The following is a 17,185-nucleotide window of genomic DNA, read 5'->3' on the forward strand; positions in this document are numbered from 1 at the left end:
GGTCATGATGATGGAAAGTGCTGCGAGGATGGCCTGCCCGAGCGACAATTGCTGCGGGATCTCCGATTGGGATTGATTCCACCGAAGTGCGGATGTTGACACCGCCCTTCTGGGTCGATTTGTCAAAGATGCGAAACATGTCGGTGCCTTTTTCGGGATCAATCCCCCTTGGGCGGTTTGCCGGTTGGAACGGGCGGTTTTTTCTTCACGCCGCTTTTGTCGGGTTCGGTGCCTTTCGCCGACTTGAACGGCTTGAAGCCCTTGGGCAGTGTCAGCACTTGTCCCTGCGCCTCAAGGCGGGGCTTGAGCTTGGCGTAAGGCAGATCCTGCACCGCCACGTCCTGGTCGGCCGCCAACGCCGCCGCGATGCCTGCGCTCTGACCGATGAGCATCCAGGTCGCTTCGATGCGCAGCGAGGACATCGCCACGTGGGTGCAGGACAGCGCCACCGGCACCAGCAGGTTGTCGCATTCGGTCGGCTGCGGGAGGATGGCGCGATAAGGCACATGATGCGGGTAGCCGATCCGCTCCGGCATCTGGCGCACCGGGAAAATGGTGCCCTCGTTGATCACGCCGCCGCCCTTGATCGCCACCCGGCGGCAGTCATGCGAGTCGAGCGGAAAGGAGGCGACCATGATCGGATCCGGCTTCGTGGGCTTGTCGAGGATGTCCGCCTGGGTCATCACATGCATGCCCTTCATGCGGCGGCTCGCACGCACGTAAAGCTGGGGCGGGAAGTGGCCGTAGGCCGCAAACTCGTCCGCGCAGAGTCCCCAACCGGCGATGTCGTCGCGCCGCTTCTTACTGAAGACCGGATCCGTTTTCATGAAATGGATGAACTCGAGCGTGTATTGCTTGTGCGCCTCAAGGATCGCCGCGCGGCCGGCCTCGTCCGCCTCGGCCCAGTCCTTCGCGCCACCGACCAGTCCGATGGAAAACTGCGAGCCGATCGCGTTGTTGGCGTCGATCTTGTCGTTGGGCACCGGCAGGTAGCTGAAGTTCACTTTCCCCTCGCCATGGCGTTTCACGAAGCGGCGGATTAACTCGAAACGGGCCGGGTCGTAGTTCTTCGGCGCCGGCATCGCGACCTTGTTGGCCGCATTCTTGGTCATCGGAATGCGATAACTGTAAACCATCAACTCGTCATCGCCGATCTCGTCGGGGCCTTTTCCGACCGCAGTGATCAGCGGCAAGGGCTTGCCCTCGTCGTCGAAACCATTGATGTCCATGCGAGCCTTGGGATACTGGCGACCAGCGTAGGACTCGCCGTATTCGGCGCGGCTTTCGCGGTCGATGCGCCAGCCGACGCCGGCGGCTGCCATCAGGTCGCCCTCGTAGCTGCCGTCGATGAAGACGCGGCCGGTGAAAGTGCCGTTGCTGGTGACGATGCCGGTGATGCGCGGGCCGCTCTTGGTGACCGATTGCAGGTAGCGTTCCGTGAGCACCTTCACCCCGGCCTCGGCAAGCATGGCATCGGTCACGCGCTGCGCGACGTGCGCCTCGTAGGACCAGGTGTCCTGGTTCTTCAGGTTCACATCGTAGGGCAGGGTGATGCCCCGGCTCTCGTAGTCCTTCTGGATGCGCAGGTGCCATTCATGGAACAGTCCCATGAGCTGCTCGCGATACATCTGGTCGGAGTCGCTGAAGCTGAGGCCGCCGGTGTTCATCCCGCCGACGTGGGTGGTGGGTTCCAGCAGGATCACCGAGGCGCCCTCGCGCGCAGCTCCGATTGCCGCGCAGAAGCCGCCAGGGGTCGAACCGTAGACGATGACGTCGGCGTTCGTCTGGGCGCGGCAGACGAGGGTGCCCGACAGGGAAAGTCCACAGATCAAGAGCAGCAGTCCGATAGATCTCGCGACGTAGGATGGCATTGTATCGCGAGTTCTCGTGAAGTTTAGGAAGGGACGTGGAATATTCATGTCAGTGGTTCATGAGGTTTTGAGGCCTGATTCATTTGATCGCGTGCACATAACCATCCCCGGCAAGGACGAAGACCTTGTCGCGATAGATGCAGAGGGTGGATTCCTCGACGCGCTGGTTGAACTTGTGGATCCACAGCGGCTTTCCCGTGAGGGCGTCGAGGCAGTAGAAGAAAGGGGTGTTTCCTGAGCCGATGTAAACGCGGCCGTTTGCGATGGCGGGTGCGGAGAGTCCACCGCCGTCGGGGAAGGTCCAGAGCACCTCGGCGTTCTCGGTATCCACGCAATAGATCCGCGAGGCCGTAGGCACGCCGCGCAGGCCGATGCCTACGCGCGCCGTGTAGTAGGCGCGGTTCTTGTGGAAGGCGGGCGTCGCGTTGAAGTTGGAGAAATTCCCGGTGTGCTGCGGATTCTTGTTTCCTTCGCTCAGGATGGCTCCGGTCTTCGCATCGAAGCTCATGAACACCTTCGAGTGGTGCGGCACGTAGATTTTTCCTTCATAGGCGATCAGCGTTCCGGAATCCAATTCGATGCCGTTCACCTTCCAGACGATGTCTCCGGTCTTCTTGTTGAAGGCGTAAAGCGAGCCGCTCCATGAACCAAAAAAGACCAGGTCGCCGTCGATGGCGGGTTCCGCGGGCACGGATTTGGCGGTTGGATACATCCAGACGATGTGGCCGGTTTTCGCATCAAGGCAGACGGCGTATCCGTTGACGGTCGGGACATAGACCATGCCATCGTCGTAGGCCGCCGAGCCCCAGACCCAGCCGCCGGGAACCGTCTGCTTCCAGACCAGCTCGCCCGTTTTCGCATCGACGCAGTAGAAGAACCGCTCGCCGCCTTGCTGTCCGGCGAAGACCTTGCCTTCGCCGATCGCCGGGCCCACCGAGATGGCACCACCCATTTCGAATTTCCACTTCTCCTCACCCGTGTCCGCATCGACGCCGAAGAGAAACCCCGCCGCGTTTCCGAAATAAACCATGCCGTCCGCAGCGGTCGGCTTCGACTGGTAGTAGGTGCCTCCGGAAAGGACATCGGTGAAAATGCGCTGGCCCGCTTCGTTCTCGTAGGCGTTCAGCAGACTGCGTTTCCAGACAATTTCACCCGAGGCATCGATGCGGCGCAGCCAAAGATCGCTGTCGCTCACCAGCACGGAATCCCCGGCGCTGACGAGGTCGGAGTAAATCTGATGGGTGGAGATTTTTTTGCTCCACTGGATCTTGCCATCCGTCTTGTCCAGGCAGGCGATCTTTCCGTCCACACTGGCGACCAGCAGACCTCTGGAGGTCATCGCCGGCTTGGAGCGGATCCAGTCGGTCAATTTCGCCTGCCATTCGACCTTGCCCGTTTTGGCGTCGAGGCAATGGATATGCTTGTTCGCCCCACCGACGTAGATTTTCCCGTCGAGGAAAAGCGGGACAGTGAACTGCTTGCGCGCGCCTTTTTCGGGTGCCTCCACGCGTGTTTCCCAGACGAGCGATCCATCGGATTCCTTGAGCGCGTAGAGCACGCCGCCGTTCGATCCAAAATAGACGTTTCCGCCTGCTACTGTGACCGCCGTATTTACTGCACCCTCCGCATGGAATTTCCATGCGACCAGTGAATGTTTGTTAGTGCCCGCCAGATTCAGCGAATAAAGGTAGCCCTCGGTGGTGCCCTGCAGCACGCGATCCTCGGTCACCACCGGCTCGGCGAGGGCATCGATATCGCCGACGTTGAAATCCCAAAGTTTGCGGTTGTTGTCAGCGTCCGCACAAATCAGGCGGTTGAAATTCTGGCAGATCGCGGGCGAGCCATAGATGTCGTGAACCCCGTACGGATAGACCGTGTATTTTTCGTTGCTCGCCACTGGTGCCAGCTGCGTGCGGTAGTCGATGTGTCCGGCGAACTTCCGCGAAAGGGTCTTCCCGGTTTTCTTGTCGAGGTAAACGAGGTTCCGTGCCTGACCCTCGTTGCCGCCGTGGCTGTTAACCTCGCGCAGGATGATCTGGTCGCCCGCAATCACCGGCGTGGACATGATTGCCGGGTACTTGTAGATGCCGAAAAGCGGATGCGTCTGAGTGGATTTCCAGATCTCGTTTCCGGATTCGAGGTCGAGGCAGAGGCTGGTGGTGTGCATGCCGGGCGAGGCGACATAGACCCGATCGCCTTCGACGGTCGGCCGCGCATACCAACCGAGGCCGACCGGAAATTTCCACGCCAGTTCTCCTGTCTTCGGACCGGGGGCCGTGGTGTAGCCGGTGTTGTGCTTGCTGCCTTGGAACATCGGCCAATCCGCTTCCATATCGCCGCCCTCGGGAAAGCCTTTGGGATCACCTTTGAAGGGTTCGTAGATCGCGCCCTCATCCTTTAGTTTTCGTGCGATACTTTCCATCACTTGATAGCCCTCGGCAATCGCTTCACCCATCTCCTTGATCGCCTTGTCTCTGGCTGGCCCCTGGGTGCTGTTCACTCTTCCTTCCAGCCTGTAGTAAGCTTTGTCGGCATCGAAAAAAGCGTGCGTGTCGGCGCCTTGTTGCTGCAAGCTTGCAAGCCAGAGAAACAAGAGCAATGACCTCTCGCGATAGTTATCCGCAGTGGTTGGCGATTCCCTTATCTCAGTGCGGACACGGTCAATGTCGGCACTTCGACTCGAAAAGAAATCGGCGGCGCTACCCAGTTGAGTGAATACTAGAAAGAAGGACAATAGGCAGGCTTTCATGGTGATGTGCCGGTGGACCTGTAGCCGCTGGTTGGCTGATGCTTCTCACAGGCCAGGGTGTGACCGGTGTTTCAGTTCGCATTCGTGTTAATCGGCTCGTCCACCACCATCGGTGGCGGGAAGTTCGAAGCTTTCTCTCCACCGCGCTCACGTAGGCGCACGTTGTTGATGCCGCCAGAGGGCTGGTTCAGCGGGATTTCCATCCCACCGAGTTCACCCATCATCTGGTAGAGCTTGTTTTCCATCTGCTTGGCCTGCTTCTTGTGTGCTGGGTCGTAGAGCAGGTTGCGGGATTCCTCCGGATCCTCCTGCATGTCATAGAATTCGTCGGCATCCCAGAGACCATAGTAGGTGATGTATTTGAAGCGGTCGCTGCGGATTGCGAAGGTGGTGGGCGTTTGCGGGAAATTTTTCTCCCAGTAATAGACGTAGAGGAACTGCTCACGCCACGGGATCTTTTTGCCTTCGGCCAGCGGCAGGAAACTCTCGCCGTCCATGTGTGCGGGTTTCTTGAGGGCCATCGCCTCCATGACGGTCGGAGCGACGTCGATGTTGGCAATCATTTCGTCGACTACGGTGCCACCTTTGATGATGGCGGGGCATTGCACGAGCATTGGCACGCGCATCGAGGTCTCATAAGCCACACGCTTGTCGATCAAGCCGTGCTCACCGAACATGAAGCCGTTGTCGCCCATATAGATCACCAGGGTTTCTTCATAAATGCCCATGTCTTTCAACTGCTGCAGAACGCGTCCGATACTGTCGTCCACCGAACAAAGGGCCTCGCAGTAGCGCTTGTAGTAGCGCTCGATGTTGAGCTCGCTGTGATAGGGGAAGTCCACACCATGCCAGGAGTTGCGTTGATCGCGCAGCCAGCGGGGCTGCATCAAATTGTCAGGGGTGCTGGCCTCGGTCTCGGGACGCTTGAAGGTGATGTCCTTGAATTTGCCGTCATACTTCTCCTCGGGCGTGAAGTTGGCGTGCACGGCCTTGTGGGAGAGATAGAGGAAGAAGGGTTTTTCGGCAGGTTTCTGTTCCTTCAGCCAGTCAACGGCATAATCGGTGAGTTCGTTGGTGATATAACCTTTCTGCTTCACCCGCTTGCCATTGACGTTGAGCGTGTAGTCGGGGGAGGGGGGGAGATACTCGCCCTGACCCTTGAAGCTGACCCAGTGATCCCAGCCCGGTTGGGGCGCGTCGCTTTCGCCACCCATGTGCCATTTCCCGATGAATCCGGTGGCGAAGCCCGCCTTCTGTAGATATTGCGGGAAATAGACCGTGCCTTTTGGGATTGGTCGGTTGTTGTCGATCACCCGATGGCGGAAGGTGTAGAGGCCTGTTAGAATGGACGCGCGGCTTGGCGAGCACAGCGAGGTGGTGACCAGCGCGTTCTTCAGGTAAGCGCCATTGGCGGCCAGCGAGTCCATGACGGGGGTCTCGGCGAATTGATGGCCAAGGAAACTCATCGCGTCGTAGCGGTGGTCATCCGAGAGAATGAAGACCACATTTCGCGGTTTCGCACCGGGGATGCGTTCCGGAAGGATTTCCGCGGGGACTGGGGTGATGGCGTGAAGGGCCGAGGCGGAGGCGAGCAGCAGGGAAATAGCCCGGGCGGCAAGCCTGGCAGAGATGACGGCTTTGTCCGGCGGGCTTGGGAGGATGGAACGGTTTGATGGATTCATGATGTGACGGCAAATGCTTGGGTTGAAGCGTTCGAGTCCAGAGTAACCGGTTTGTGCGTCGTTTTGCCAAGAATAACCCTGCGTGTCATCACTTTGTGGACTACTCTGGGATCGCTTCACAACTCGACACCTGCCCATTCGTTCCGTTGAATCTCCGTGATGAAAAAAGCGATCCTACTTGTGGCGTCGGCCTTCGCCCTTCTCGCATCCGTTGCGACAGCCGAAGACGGGTTTGTCCCCATCTTCAATGGCAAGGATCTGACCGGCTGGAAGTCGAACGAGGAGAAGCCGGGTTGCTTCACAGTTGAAGACGGGGCCCTGAAAGTCAGCGGCGGGCGTGCCCACCTGTTTTACATGGGTCCTGATGGCAAGGCGGCGTTCTCGGATTTCGAACTGAAGCTCAAGGTGAAGACCCTGCCAAATGCGAACGGCGGTGTGTATTTCCACACGGAGTATGAGGATTCCGGCTGGCCGTCAAAAGGCTACGAGTGCCAGGTCAACGCCAGCCACAAGGATCCGAAGAAAACCGGCAGTCTTTATGGCGTCGTGAATGTTCTCGTGTTGGCACCCGGCCAGAAGACCCCTCCGGGCAGCCTTGAAGACATCGTTGTGGAAGAAGCGCCGAACGCTGACGGCGAGTGGTTCGACTATCACATTTCCGTGAAAGGCAAGACCATCACGCTGAAAGTGAACGGGAAGACCACCGTTGAATGGACTGAGCCGGAGGACTTCGATCCGGCGAAAGCCCTGCAGAACATGCCCGGTCGCAAGCTGGGTCGCGGCACCTTCGCCATTCAAGGGCACGATCCCGACAGCACGGCCTACTACAAGGACATCCAGTTGAAGGTTTTGGATTGAGTGAGCACAGGAGGCGCTGCTGGTCGGGTGTCATCACTATGAGGACTGGCGGGAATTGCCCTCATGGTGCCTGTTGTTGGCGGCGGGTCGGTGCGCGAAGCACTGTCGTGCCAAACTGGATTTCTCATCCCCAGTGGCTTGATTCAGAGTGCCAACCCGGCATTCGGAAAAACTCAAAGCCCAGATGGCGATTGGCGGTTGAAAATCACGAGACCCGTTTATGAACCCAACCCAGACTCAATCGCTTTTACGTGAATCCCTGCAATGGGTGACGTCTTTTATCCTGGTCATGGGCTGTTTGGAAACCGCTCGCAGTGCCGAGGTGGACCTACTCCCCAGGACGCCGCCTCCTCCCGACGGCCAGATCGACCAGGTCAATGTGGCTGGCGAAGCGGTGTGGCAGAACACAGGGACTTCGTCTTACATCTATTTCAAGCGACCGGTTTCCTTCTCCTTCACTCCGGGGCAAACGCTCTACGTGCGGGTCACCTATTTCGATGATCAGGGCGGGGGCAGGCTTGGCTTACGTTACGATAGTCAGACGGCCGCCTTTACCGATCCGGAGGTCCACACCCGCACTTCCCGGGTCGCTTCCAACCAGTTTACCGATGGATACTTCGAACTCACAAACGTCCTCTTCAGCGGGAGGGTGAACGGTTCGGACTTCCGGCTTCACTGCGGAAAACCGGGCGATGTGCCGTTTTCGGTGAAGCGCGTCACGCTTTCGGACGTGCCGTTCGCCAATTCGGATTTCCAGCTGGCGGTCGCGCGTGTCTGGCAGACGCGCTACACCGGACCGGCGAAGGACTACGTCGATCCTTCGACGCTCAAATACAAGGTGATGACCGGCTACCAGGGTTGGTTCCGGACGCCCAACGACATCGAGGACGGCGGTTGGCGCCATTGGATCTCGGGCCAGACCATGGCTCCGGACAAATTCACCATCGACATGTGGCCGGATCTCACGGAATACGATCCAGCCACCTTGTTCCGGGCGGGAAGTGTGACGACCGCCAGCGGCGGTCCTACCCACATTTTCTCCTCCGCATCCTACCCCGCCGTGTTGAAGCATTTCCGCTGGATGCGGAAACACAACATCGACGGTGCCTGGCTGCAACGTTTCCGCATGCATGCCGGGTCCGAAACCGATTTTGTGCTGCACAATATTTCGCGGGCCGCCGCCGAGGAAGGGCGCGTCTGGGGTGTCGAATATGACGTGTCCGGCAAGTCGGACAGCGCGGTCCTCGGCCTTCTCCAGGCAGACTGGCTGTGGCTCACCAGCCAGTTCGACATCCTCAATGATCCACGTTATGTCCGCGAGGACGGCAAGCCGGTGGTGTTCATCTGGGGTCTTCCGGTGCCGGACCGAAATTTCACTCCTGCCACCGCGGATGCCGTGGTGGATTGGTTCCAAGACCAGGGCTGCCACGTGATCGGCGGCATTCCCAATGTCTGGAGCACGCTCAGCCCCGCGTGGCAGACCCACATCGCGAAATACGACGGTGTCCTCGTCTGGCAGAGCACGAATACCTCGGAGGTCACCACCTTCAACAACCGCGGACAAGCCTACTACCCGCACATCTGGCCCGGCTTCTCATGGGCGCATCTCAAGAAACAACCCGCCAACCCGCCGACCCAATACACCGACCGCAATGGCGGCCAGTTTTACTGGGACAAAGGCCGGACATGGATCAACGCCGGTGCCGACCGCCTGTTCATCGGCATGTTCGATGAATACGACGAGGGTACCGCGATCATGCCGATGACCGACGACCCGCCGCCGCCCTACACGGATTGGGGCCGCTTCATCACCAACCAGGGCAAGCCCAGCGACTGGTGGATGATGCTCAGCGACGAACTCAAGCGCATGATGTGGGGCCAGCGGACGAACACCGGCACGCTGCCCACCGTCGAGTCCCTCGCCAACCGCTCGAACATCGGCCCGGAAGCTTCGATCGATCTCGGCGCGACCAATCTTGTCAGCTCCCTTTCGCAGATTGAGCAAGGAGACGGCGACACCATCGTGGAAACCGTGGGCGGCAGGGAGTGTCGCGGCAATGAGGTGCCTGCCAATGACCGCTACATGTATTTCAATGTCGACAATACCTTCGCCTACCAACTCGTGAATGGCGACGTGACCATTGAAGTGGAATATTTCGACTCTGCCGACAACACCAGGTTGGCCCTGCAGTACGATAGCGCTAGCGCCGCCTTCACCACCCACCCGCAATCGATCACCACCACCAACAGCGGCACCTGGCGCACCGTGCGCTTTGAGATCGCCGACGCGTTTTTCGGCGGTCGGCAGAACGGCAGCGCGGATTTCCGCCTGAATTTCAACGGCAAGAAACTCAACGTGAACCGCGTTTGGGTGCGGCTGCCCGAGCCGAAAGCCTATCCGTTCACCTGGTCCAACACCGGCACCAGCCCGGCGCTCAACTGGTCGCAAAACGCGAATTGGCTCGGCGGTATCGTCGCGCAGTCGGATCCCACCAGCATCGTGCGGTTCTTCCCCGGCCAGACGCTGACCGGCGGATCGATTGCGATTTCCAACAACGTCGCCGACCAGGTGTTCAACCAACTCCAGCTTGGCGGCACGGCGGCACCCGATGCGGACACCATCGTCACTCTCGGTGGCAACGCGCTCAGTCTGGATGGCACCGCCCCCGCCATTGCGCTCGATGCCACCAAGACCGCCTTCGACCTCACATACGACATCGCAATGCCCCTCACGCTGCCCGGCACGACGGAAATCAGTGGCGCGGGCGATGCCGCCCTCCGCATCTCCGGCCCCATCAGCGGGAGTGGCTGCCTCACCAAGAACCACACGGGCACCACCACCCTCACCGGCACAAGCACCTACACCGGCCCGACGATTGTCAACGCGGGAACCCTCGATATCGGCGGCAATGGCAAACTGGGCGGTGGCACCTACAACGGGGCCATTTCCATCGCCAGCGGCGCGAGCTTGAAATACAGTTCCAGCGCCACGAACACCTTCCAGACGGGTGCCATCACCGGCGATGGATCGTTCACGGTTGACGGCCCCGGGCAGTTGTTTCTCAAGGGAACCTCGTCAACCACCTTCACCGGTGGCGTGACGGTCAGGAACGGCACCTTGAATGGCGGAGGAAACCCCGCCGCATTGGGCACGGGCGGGGTCACTCTGGGCGGCAGCGGGTCCGCCGGAGCGTCCTTCATCGGCGGACAGAACTTCGGCACGACCGTCAACGTCACCCTCAACACCCCCGACAGCGGCATCAATATCATCGGCGCGAATGGTGCCGGCTCCGGCATGGTTGTCGGGTCGATCACCTTGAATCACAGCGATCTGACCTTGCAGACCTGGGCGGCGGGAATGACGGCCGCCACCACCGTGACCGGCGGCGTGACCGGCACGGGCAACCTGATCCTCGACAACCTCAGTACCACAACTGGCAAGGTTGCCCTGAACACGGCGACGGTCAACCATGCCGGCACCATCACCAATCAAGGCGTAGGCACCACGGCCAACCAGATCAACGCCGACATCGGCGCGAACGTCACCGGCATCACCCAGAACAGCTCCACTTGTCCGCTGATCCTCAACGGCGCGAACACCTATCAGGGCGATCTCACCATCAACGCCGGCCTGGTCAGGATCTCCAGCGCTCCGAATCCCGCCAATGCCAATCCCGGCAACGACGCATCCACCGTCACCATCGTTCCCGCAGCTACCCTTGAACTCACCTACAGCGGCACTGACAAGGTCGGCCAACTGGTCATTGGCAGCACCACGAAGGCTCCCGGTGTGTATGGCAAATCCGGCTCGGCATCCCCGATCATCGGTATCCCCCAGATCACCGGCAACGGCACGCTGACGGTCGCAAGCGGACCGCCTTTTTCCTCATGGATCGCCAGCACTTTCGCCAATGGCCAGATCCCGGAGGGCCAACGAGGTAGCGGCGACGATTTCGACAACGACGGTATCCTCAATCTGATGGAATACGCCTTGGCCGGTGAGGACCCCACCGTTTCCAATGCGACGGTCGGAAGCTTGACCGGAGCCACCCTCAGCTTCACCAAGCGTCCGGGCACGATAGGTCTTGATTACGCCATCGAGGAATCGGGCGACCTTGGCGTCAGCGACGACTGGACGGAGGTCACGGGTGGCTCCTACGTGAACACCCCGAGCACCATCTCCTACACCCTCGCTGAAGGCAGCCTCGCAAGGAACTTTCTGCGTCTCCGGATTCTCTCCGACTGAGTGAACGCCCCTTCCTCAAAGGACAATTTTCGAGCGCTGGAAGGGGAGTCATCGGAGCTGCCAGTGGAGCCCTCTTGGAGTCTCACCGGGTTCCTTCAGATCATCATCGTCGCCCGTGCCCGAACAGGACCTGGCCGTCGAACAACTCGGTTGGGGCAGTCCCAAACGACCGCATCGATGACAATGTGTCGGTGGATCCTGGTCTTGGGAGGTGATTTTGAGAGGGATGACATCAGATGCTTTCTGCAAAAACCCTGTGTTTCGAGCGGGTGGATCGTGCCGGGATAATTGGGATGACTTATCCCTGTCGTCACTTTGAGGACTATCATCGACTGCTCTTTCCTCGTACCTTGGAAGCTTGAGTAAAGTTGGTCGCTAGGCTTCTGGGAAAACTCCTATTCCGGGAAGACCCTTCCGATCCTCAAACCCCAAAAAATCCATGAAATTACCCAGTTTAACGTCCCGCAGAAGATCCATCCGAAATCGAACCCTCTTTGCTGCTTTGGCGGCGATGACCCTCGGCTCCCAGGCCCTCATGGCCGACCTGACCCTTGCCCTTGGCGGCAGCGGTTCCGACGACATTCAGTCGGGCACCATCACCGTGACGCTCGGCAGCACCGAGGCCCCGGTGACCAATCAGGTATTCCTTGTTCCGGGCACCGAAATGAGCCCCCAAAGGGTAAGCGGTACGCTTCCCGGGCTCAGCGGAAGCTTCGACGTCAGTTTCCAAGCCTACGGGACCAGTGCAGAAAACTTCGTCCCAGCCGATTTCACCGGCGGCGATGCGTCCGTGAACCACACCAGCACTACTTGGGGTGTCAGGTCCGACATCAACCCCCTCGAGAATACCTTTCCGGGACAGGGGATCGTCTTCAGCTTCGATTTCAGCAATCTGGTCGGGGCATCGTCGATCGATCTCAAGTCGGTGCTGATGCAGAACGATTCCGACGGGGCGAGGCTCAACTTCCGGGCTGGAGGATCAGGCACTTCCACAGTCCTTTATGGGGGGGGTGTCGCAGGATCCTCCAACCAGACGGTGACTTTGGATCAGGCCCTGTCCACCAGTGATCAAGTCGGCTTTTGGTCCACAGGAGGCGGTCAAAGGCGGATGAAGGCATTCACCTTCAGCTTCGTCCCGGAAGGGATCACCGCTCCGGTCAACCTGACGGCCTCCACCAATGGCGTGGAAGTCGGTCTGAACTGGGATGACGACCTGTCCGGAACGCTCGCCTTCTACTCCGTGTTCCGCAGCGAGACCGAAGGCGGTCCCTTCACCACCCCGATTGCGACCAACCTCCTGACCAGCGAATACACCGACACCACCGTCGCCACCGGCACCACCTACTACTACGTGGTCACCGCCACCGATGATGTCGGCCCGACCGAAAGCGGGCCAAGCAACGAAAGGTCCATCGACGTCGTCATCCAGCGTCCGACCGGACTGGTCGCGACGCAGGGGGACAGCGTGATTGACCTCGACTGGAATGACAACACCTCGGGAATCCTCGGCTTCTATTCCGTCTATCGCAGTGAAACCGCGGGAGTGTTCGAGGATCCACCGATCGCGACCAACCTCCTGACCAGCGAATACTCCGACACCGACGTGACCAATGGCACCACCTACTACTATGTGGTGACGGCGACCGACAATGTCGTCGCCATCGAGAGCGCCAACAGCAATCAAGTCGTTGCCACGCCGTTCGTTCCGGTTCCGACCACCGAACTTTACACCCATCTGGACGCCACCGAGCTTGCCAGCGTGACCGTGGAGAATTCCAATGAAGTCACTGAATGGGCGGATCTCACGGCCAATGGCTTCAACGCGACTCCCGCTGTCGGTTCGGTCTTCTATCCAAGCGTCAGCGTCAGCGATTCCGGCCTCGAAGGACTCGAATTCGGCTCTTCCGGGAAGACCACCCTCACGCTCTTCGATACCGCCGGCCAAAACACCTGGCTCAACTTTGCGAGTGGTGCTGGGGCGCTTCCCTACACCGGATTCGCGGTCTTTGTGGCAGTCCATACGGAAAGCATCCTCGGAGGAATCAACCGGGACGTTGTGATGGGCAACATTGAGACCAAGTTCTCGATCCGCTACGAAAACGGCCGGCCGCGACTGTTCTTCGGCGGTACGATCCTCCAGAACACTGCTGGTGCCGTCGAGGTGGCTGAGACCGTGATTTTTGCGGTGAATTACAATGCCTCCACCGGAGAAACGGCATTCTGGGACTCCCAGAGCGGGGTCACCGCCACGGCCACCGTTCCGGCCACGGATTTCTCCGCCAGCGCGGACTTTTTCCTCGGAGGTAGTGTCAACGGAGACCAGTACATGAACGGCATGATCGGCGAGGTGATGATCTACCGTGGCACGATGGACGCCACCACCTTTGCGAGCGAGCGCAACGCGCTGACCTTCAAATGGGCCGGCCTGACCGCTCCCGTCGGCCTGGTGGCCACCCCCGGTGACAGCACAGTCGAACTCGATTGGTCGGATCAGGACGCGGATTCCTACAACGTCTACCGTGATTTCAACCTGATTGCCGAAAATGTGACCTCCAGCAACTACACCGATACCATGCTGACGAACGGAATCACTTATGAATATTCCGTTGAGGCGGTCAAAGATGGTGAAATCGGACCGGAAAGCGATTTTGTCACCGCCACCCCGTTTGCTTTCGTCACGGAAAGCGAACTGTACGTCCACCTCGATGCAACGGACGCTGCAAGCGTGACCGTCGAGAACACCAATGAAGTTCTCAGCTGGGCCGACTTGACGTCCAACGGTATCAACGCCGTCAAGGATGCCGGCATTTTGCTTTATCCCAGCGACAGTCTCAGTCCGACCAGCCTGTCGGGTCTCGACACCGGCGACGGCACCAAGAACACGCTGTTCGCCTTCACTAGTGCGGAACAGGACGCGTGGCTGAACTTCACGGACCCTGCCGGAGCGCTGCCCTACACTGGCTTCGCGGCCTTCGTCGTCTTCAAGGCGGATGCCATCCTCGGCACCGACAAACGGGACATCGTATTTGCCAACAACGGCAATCCGAGCGCGACCACTGGGAGCTTCGTCATGAAATACGAGGGAGGCATCCCTCAGGCGGTTCTCGGAGGCCAGACGGCATCACGTGGGAACGCGGTGGTCGAGGCGGGGGACACCGTGGTTCTCGCCGGAAACTACGACGTGGCGACCGGCGAATTTGAGCTCTGGGATTCCGAGAATGCCGCTTCGGCGACCATCACCGTGGCGGTCGGGGACTTCTCCAGCACCCAGAACATGTTTCTGGGCGGCAGCCTGAATCCCACCCAGTCGATGGATGGCATGATTGGCGAAGTGAAGATCTACCGTGGCGCAATGACTCCGGCTGAATTCGAGGCGGAGCGCAATGCGCTGAGTCTCAAATGGCTCGGAGCGATCCCCGTCTCGGGCTTCTCTTCATGGATCAGCGGCCCATTCGCCAACGGCAGTGTTCCTGAAGACCAGCAGGGACCGGACGACGACTTCGACGAGGACGGCATCAGCAACCTGCTCGAATACGGGATCGCCGGCGAGGATCCGACCGTGCCGAATGCCGCGGTGGGCACCCTCACCGACACCAGCCTCAGCTTCACCAAGCGTGATGATGCGGTCGGCCTCACCTATGCCATCCAGGAATCCACCGACCTTGGGGTCAGCGATGACTGGACCGAAGTCACGGGCGAAACCTACGTGAACGATGTGACGACCATCTCGTTTGGGTTCACCCCCGGCACACCGGCAGCGAACTTCCTGCGACTTGAGATCACGAATTGATCCAAATATTCGCCCGACGTTTGATTTTGATCGGCCGGCCTCACTGAGGCCGGCCGTTTTCGTTCGGTTTTTCAGCCCTTGTCATCACTTTGAGGACTATTCGGAACTCGTGTTCTTTTGCAAATTTCAAGGGTGGCAAGCGCCTTTACGGCTTCAACCCATCCCAATTGAATCAAAACCCGAAGCAAAAAATGAAAACCAAATTACTCCCGCTACTCCTTCTTGCTGCCAGTCCTTCTGCCCACGCGGTGCTGGTCAGTCTCAACGACCACGGCGGCAACGAACAGGTCAATACCACGATCGTCGCCAACGGTGGTTATGAACTCGGCACCGGAGACACGGTCCCGGACAATTGGTCCCGTGCGGGCCAGCCATTCTACGATACTCCTGCCAACGCAGGGATCACCGGGGCCTTCTCGAACCTTCCCGCTTCCGGCAAGGTGGCCTACTTCAAAGCCGTTGAGGGCAACGTCAACAGTCAATACTTTCAGAACATCACTGGCCTTGAACCCAACACGGCCTATGTCCTGAGTGCCTATCTCTGGAACAATTCCAACCCTGGATTGGGTCGCAATATCAACGTCGTGATGGATTTGAATGACGCTCCAGGTGAGGCTCAACAAGTCTTGGGCGGCGCTGTCGCCAATGCCGCAGAGGGCTATTTTGCCTATGCGAATTTCAACACCACTACTACGGGCACTGACGTGCGCGTCAGGTTGTTCAGCCCAGCGGTGATCTATTCGGCCGGTGAAGCCGGTACTCCCTTGTTTGCCTGGGACAATGTTTCGATCACCAAGGCGAGTGAGTTCTCGCCGGTCCCCGAACCTTCGGTCGCCCTGCTCGGTGGCCTTGGCCTGCTCGGTCTCCTCCGCCGCCGCCGCGCCTGATCTCCCGCTGGGGAACACAAGTTTCGCAGCCAAGCGTTCTTTCCCAACTCCCATCCGGCCACGGGTGGGAGTTTTTCCGTGGAAGGGAGCAAGGACATGCCTGTCCTGTGTCGACAGGCACGGCTTGTGGCTCGGGATCGGGTCACAGGGTCCAAAGTCCGAACCGCCGAGTGCTTGGGATATTCCTGTTTTCCGAATGAAGCGCTTGCATCCGTGTCGTCGCTTTGAGGACTACCCAAGGAGCCGACGTTGTTGATCATGACTTCATGGGAGGAATGAAAAAGGTTCCTGCTTTCCCTAAACAAAACCACGAATCATGAAATTAAACCGAAACTCATTGGTCCTCACTGCCATCTGCTCGCTCGGCCTTGCCAGCGTCTCACACGCTGCAATGGTCCTCAGCTTTAATGGCGATGGTGGTGGGACTGCAGCCTCAGTTGTGAGAACCCAGTCGGGAACCATTACGATCGACCTTGGTGACGCGAGCACGTCGATGGTGAATACCGGCGGTTTGAATGCTCCTTCAGCGTCTGGCTCACTTGCCGGGCTGACTGGAACCCTCGGCATCAGCTTCATCGCCCTCGGAACCTCTGCCGATAACTTTGACCCCGTCGACTTCACGGGTGGCACGACTTACGGGGTGGACAAGTTTACGAGCGTCTACACCACCTCAAGCACCTGGGCGGGCGGTTCGGATATCAACGAGAACGTGAACAATTTCCCGGGACAGGCGATCGTGTTCACTTTGGATCTCTCCAACGTGGTCGGGGATACCTCGAATCTGGCCCTCACGGCCGTTGCGATGCAGAACGACACCGATGGGGGTGCCCGAATCAACCACCTGGCCAATGGAGCCCCTTCATCCACCGCCGTCTACGCGGGTGGTGGTACCCTTGGAAACAATGTGGAATATGACGTTTCTCAAGTTCTTGCTGACGGTGACGCCCTCGCATTCTGGACCGCCCCGAGTTCCGGTCAAAGGCGTCTTCGTAGTTTTACTTTTGACGTGATCCCTGAGCCATCGGTCGCATTGCTCGGCGGTCTCGGCCTCCTGGGCCTGCTGCGCCGCCGCCGTGCCTGATCCCTGACCCCGGGAACTCCA

The 17,185-nt window shown here is 59.3% G+C and carries 8 protein-coding genes; 5 read left to right on the top strand and 3 right to left on the bottom strand.

Going from position 1 to position 17,185, the window contains the following annotated elements; translation table 11 throughout:
• Positions 1-158 precede the first annotated feature (158 nt).
• The 3 genes from WBG04_RS21975 to WBG04_RS21985 form a co-directional block, all read right to left on the bottom strand.
• The gene (locus WBG04_RS21975; RefSeq protein ID WP_424317039.1) at positions 159-1,871 is read right to left on the bottom strand and encodes an FAD-dependent oxidoreductase; all 1,713 of its coding nucleotides are present in this window, start codon (positions 1,869-1,871) and stop codon (positions 159-161) included.
• A gap of 79 nt (positions 1,872-1,950) precedes the next feature.
• A complete protein-coding gene (locus tag WBG04_RS21980; protein WP_424317041.1) occupies positions 1,951-4,620 on the bottom strand; it encodes a PQQ-binding-like beta-propeller repeat protein in 2,670 nt (889 codons plus the stop codon).
• 71 nt (positions 4,621-4,691) lie between these two features.
• A complete protein-coding gene (locus WBG04_RS21985; RefSeq protein WP_424317043.1) occupies positions 4,692-6,302 on the bottom strand; it encodes a sulfatase family protein in 1,611 nt (536 codons plus the stop codon).
• Between the two features lie 159 nt (positions 6,303-6,461).
• Here WBG04_RS21985 and WBG04_RS21990 point away from each other — a divergent pair, with 159 nt between their 5' ends.
• The 5 genes from WBG04_RS21990 to WBG04_RS22010 all read left to right on the top strand — a co-directional run bounded on the left by WBG04_RS21990 (position 6,462) and on the right by WBG04_RS22010 (position 17,164).
• Positions 6,462-7,160, top strand: coding sequence for a 3-keto-disaccharide hydrolase (locus WBG04_RS21990; RefSeq protein WP_424317045.1), 699 nt, complete (start codon positions 6,462-6,464; stop codon positions 7,158-7,160).
• Between the two features lie 268 nt (positions 7,161-7,428).
• The gene (locus WBG04_RS21995; RefSeq protein ID WP_424317047.1) at positions 7,429-11,406 is read left to right on the top strand and encodes an autotransporter-associated beta strand repeat-containing protein; all 3,978 of its coding nucleotides are present in this window, start codon (positions 7,429-7,431) and stop codon (positions 11,404-11,406) included.
• Between the two features lie 439 nt (positions 11,407-11,845).
• Positions 11,846-15,196: a hypothetical protein gene (locus WBG04_RS22000; RefSeq protein ID WP_424317049.1), complete on the top strand. Its 3,351-nt coding sequence runs from the start codon at positions 11,846-11,848 to the stop codon at positions 15,194-15,196.
• Between the two features lie 191 nt (positions 15,197-15,387).
• Positions 15,388-16,083 carry a PEP-CTERM sorting domain-containing protein gene (locus WBG04_RS22005; protein ID WP_424317051.1) on the top strand — a complete coding sequence of 232 codons (696 nt, stop codon included), beginning with the start codon at positions 15,388-15,390 and terminating at the stop codon, positions 16,081-16,083.
• Between the two features lie 316 nt (positions 16,084-16,399).
• Entirely contained in the window at positions 16,400-17,164 is a 765-nt protein-coding gene (locus WBG04_RS22010) for a hypothetical protein (protein WP_424317053.1), read from the top strand.
• Positions 17,165-17,185: the final 21 nt, after the last annotated feature.

Origin of the sequence: Haloferula sp., from assembly GCF_049672945.1 — a bacterium.
Lineage (GTDB): Bacteria > Verrucomicrobiota > Verrucomicrobiia > Verrucomicrobiales > Akkermansiaceae > Haloferula.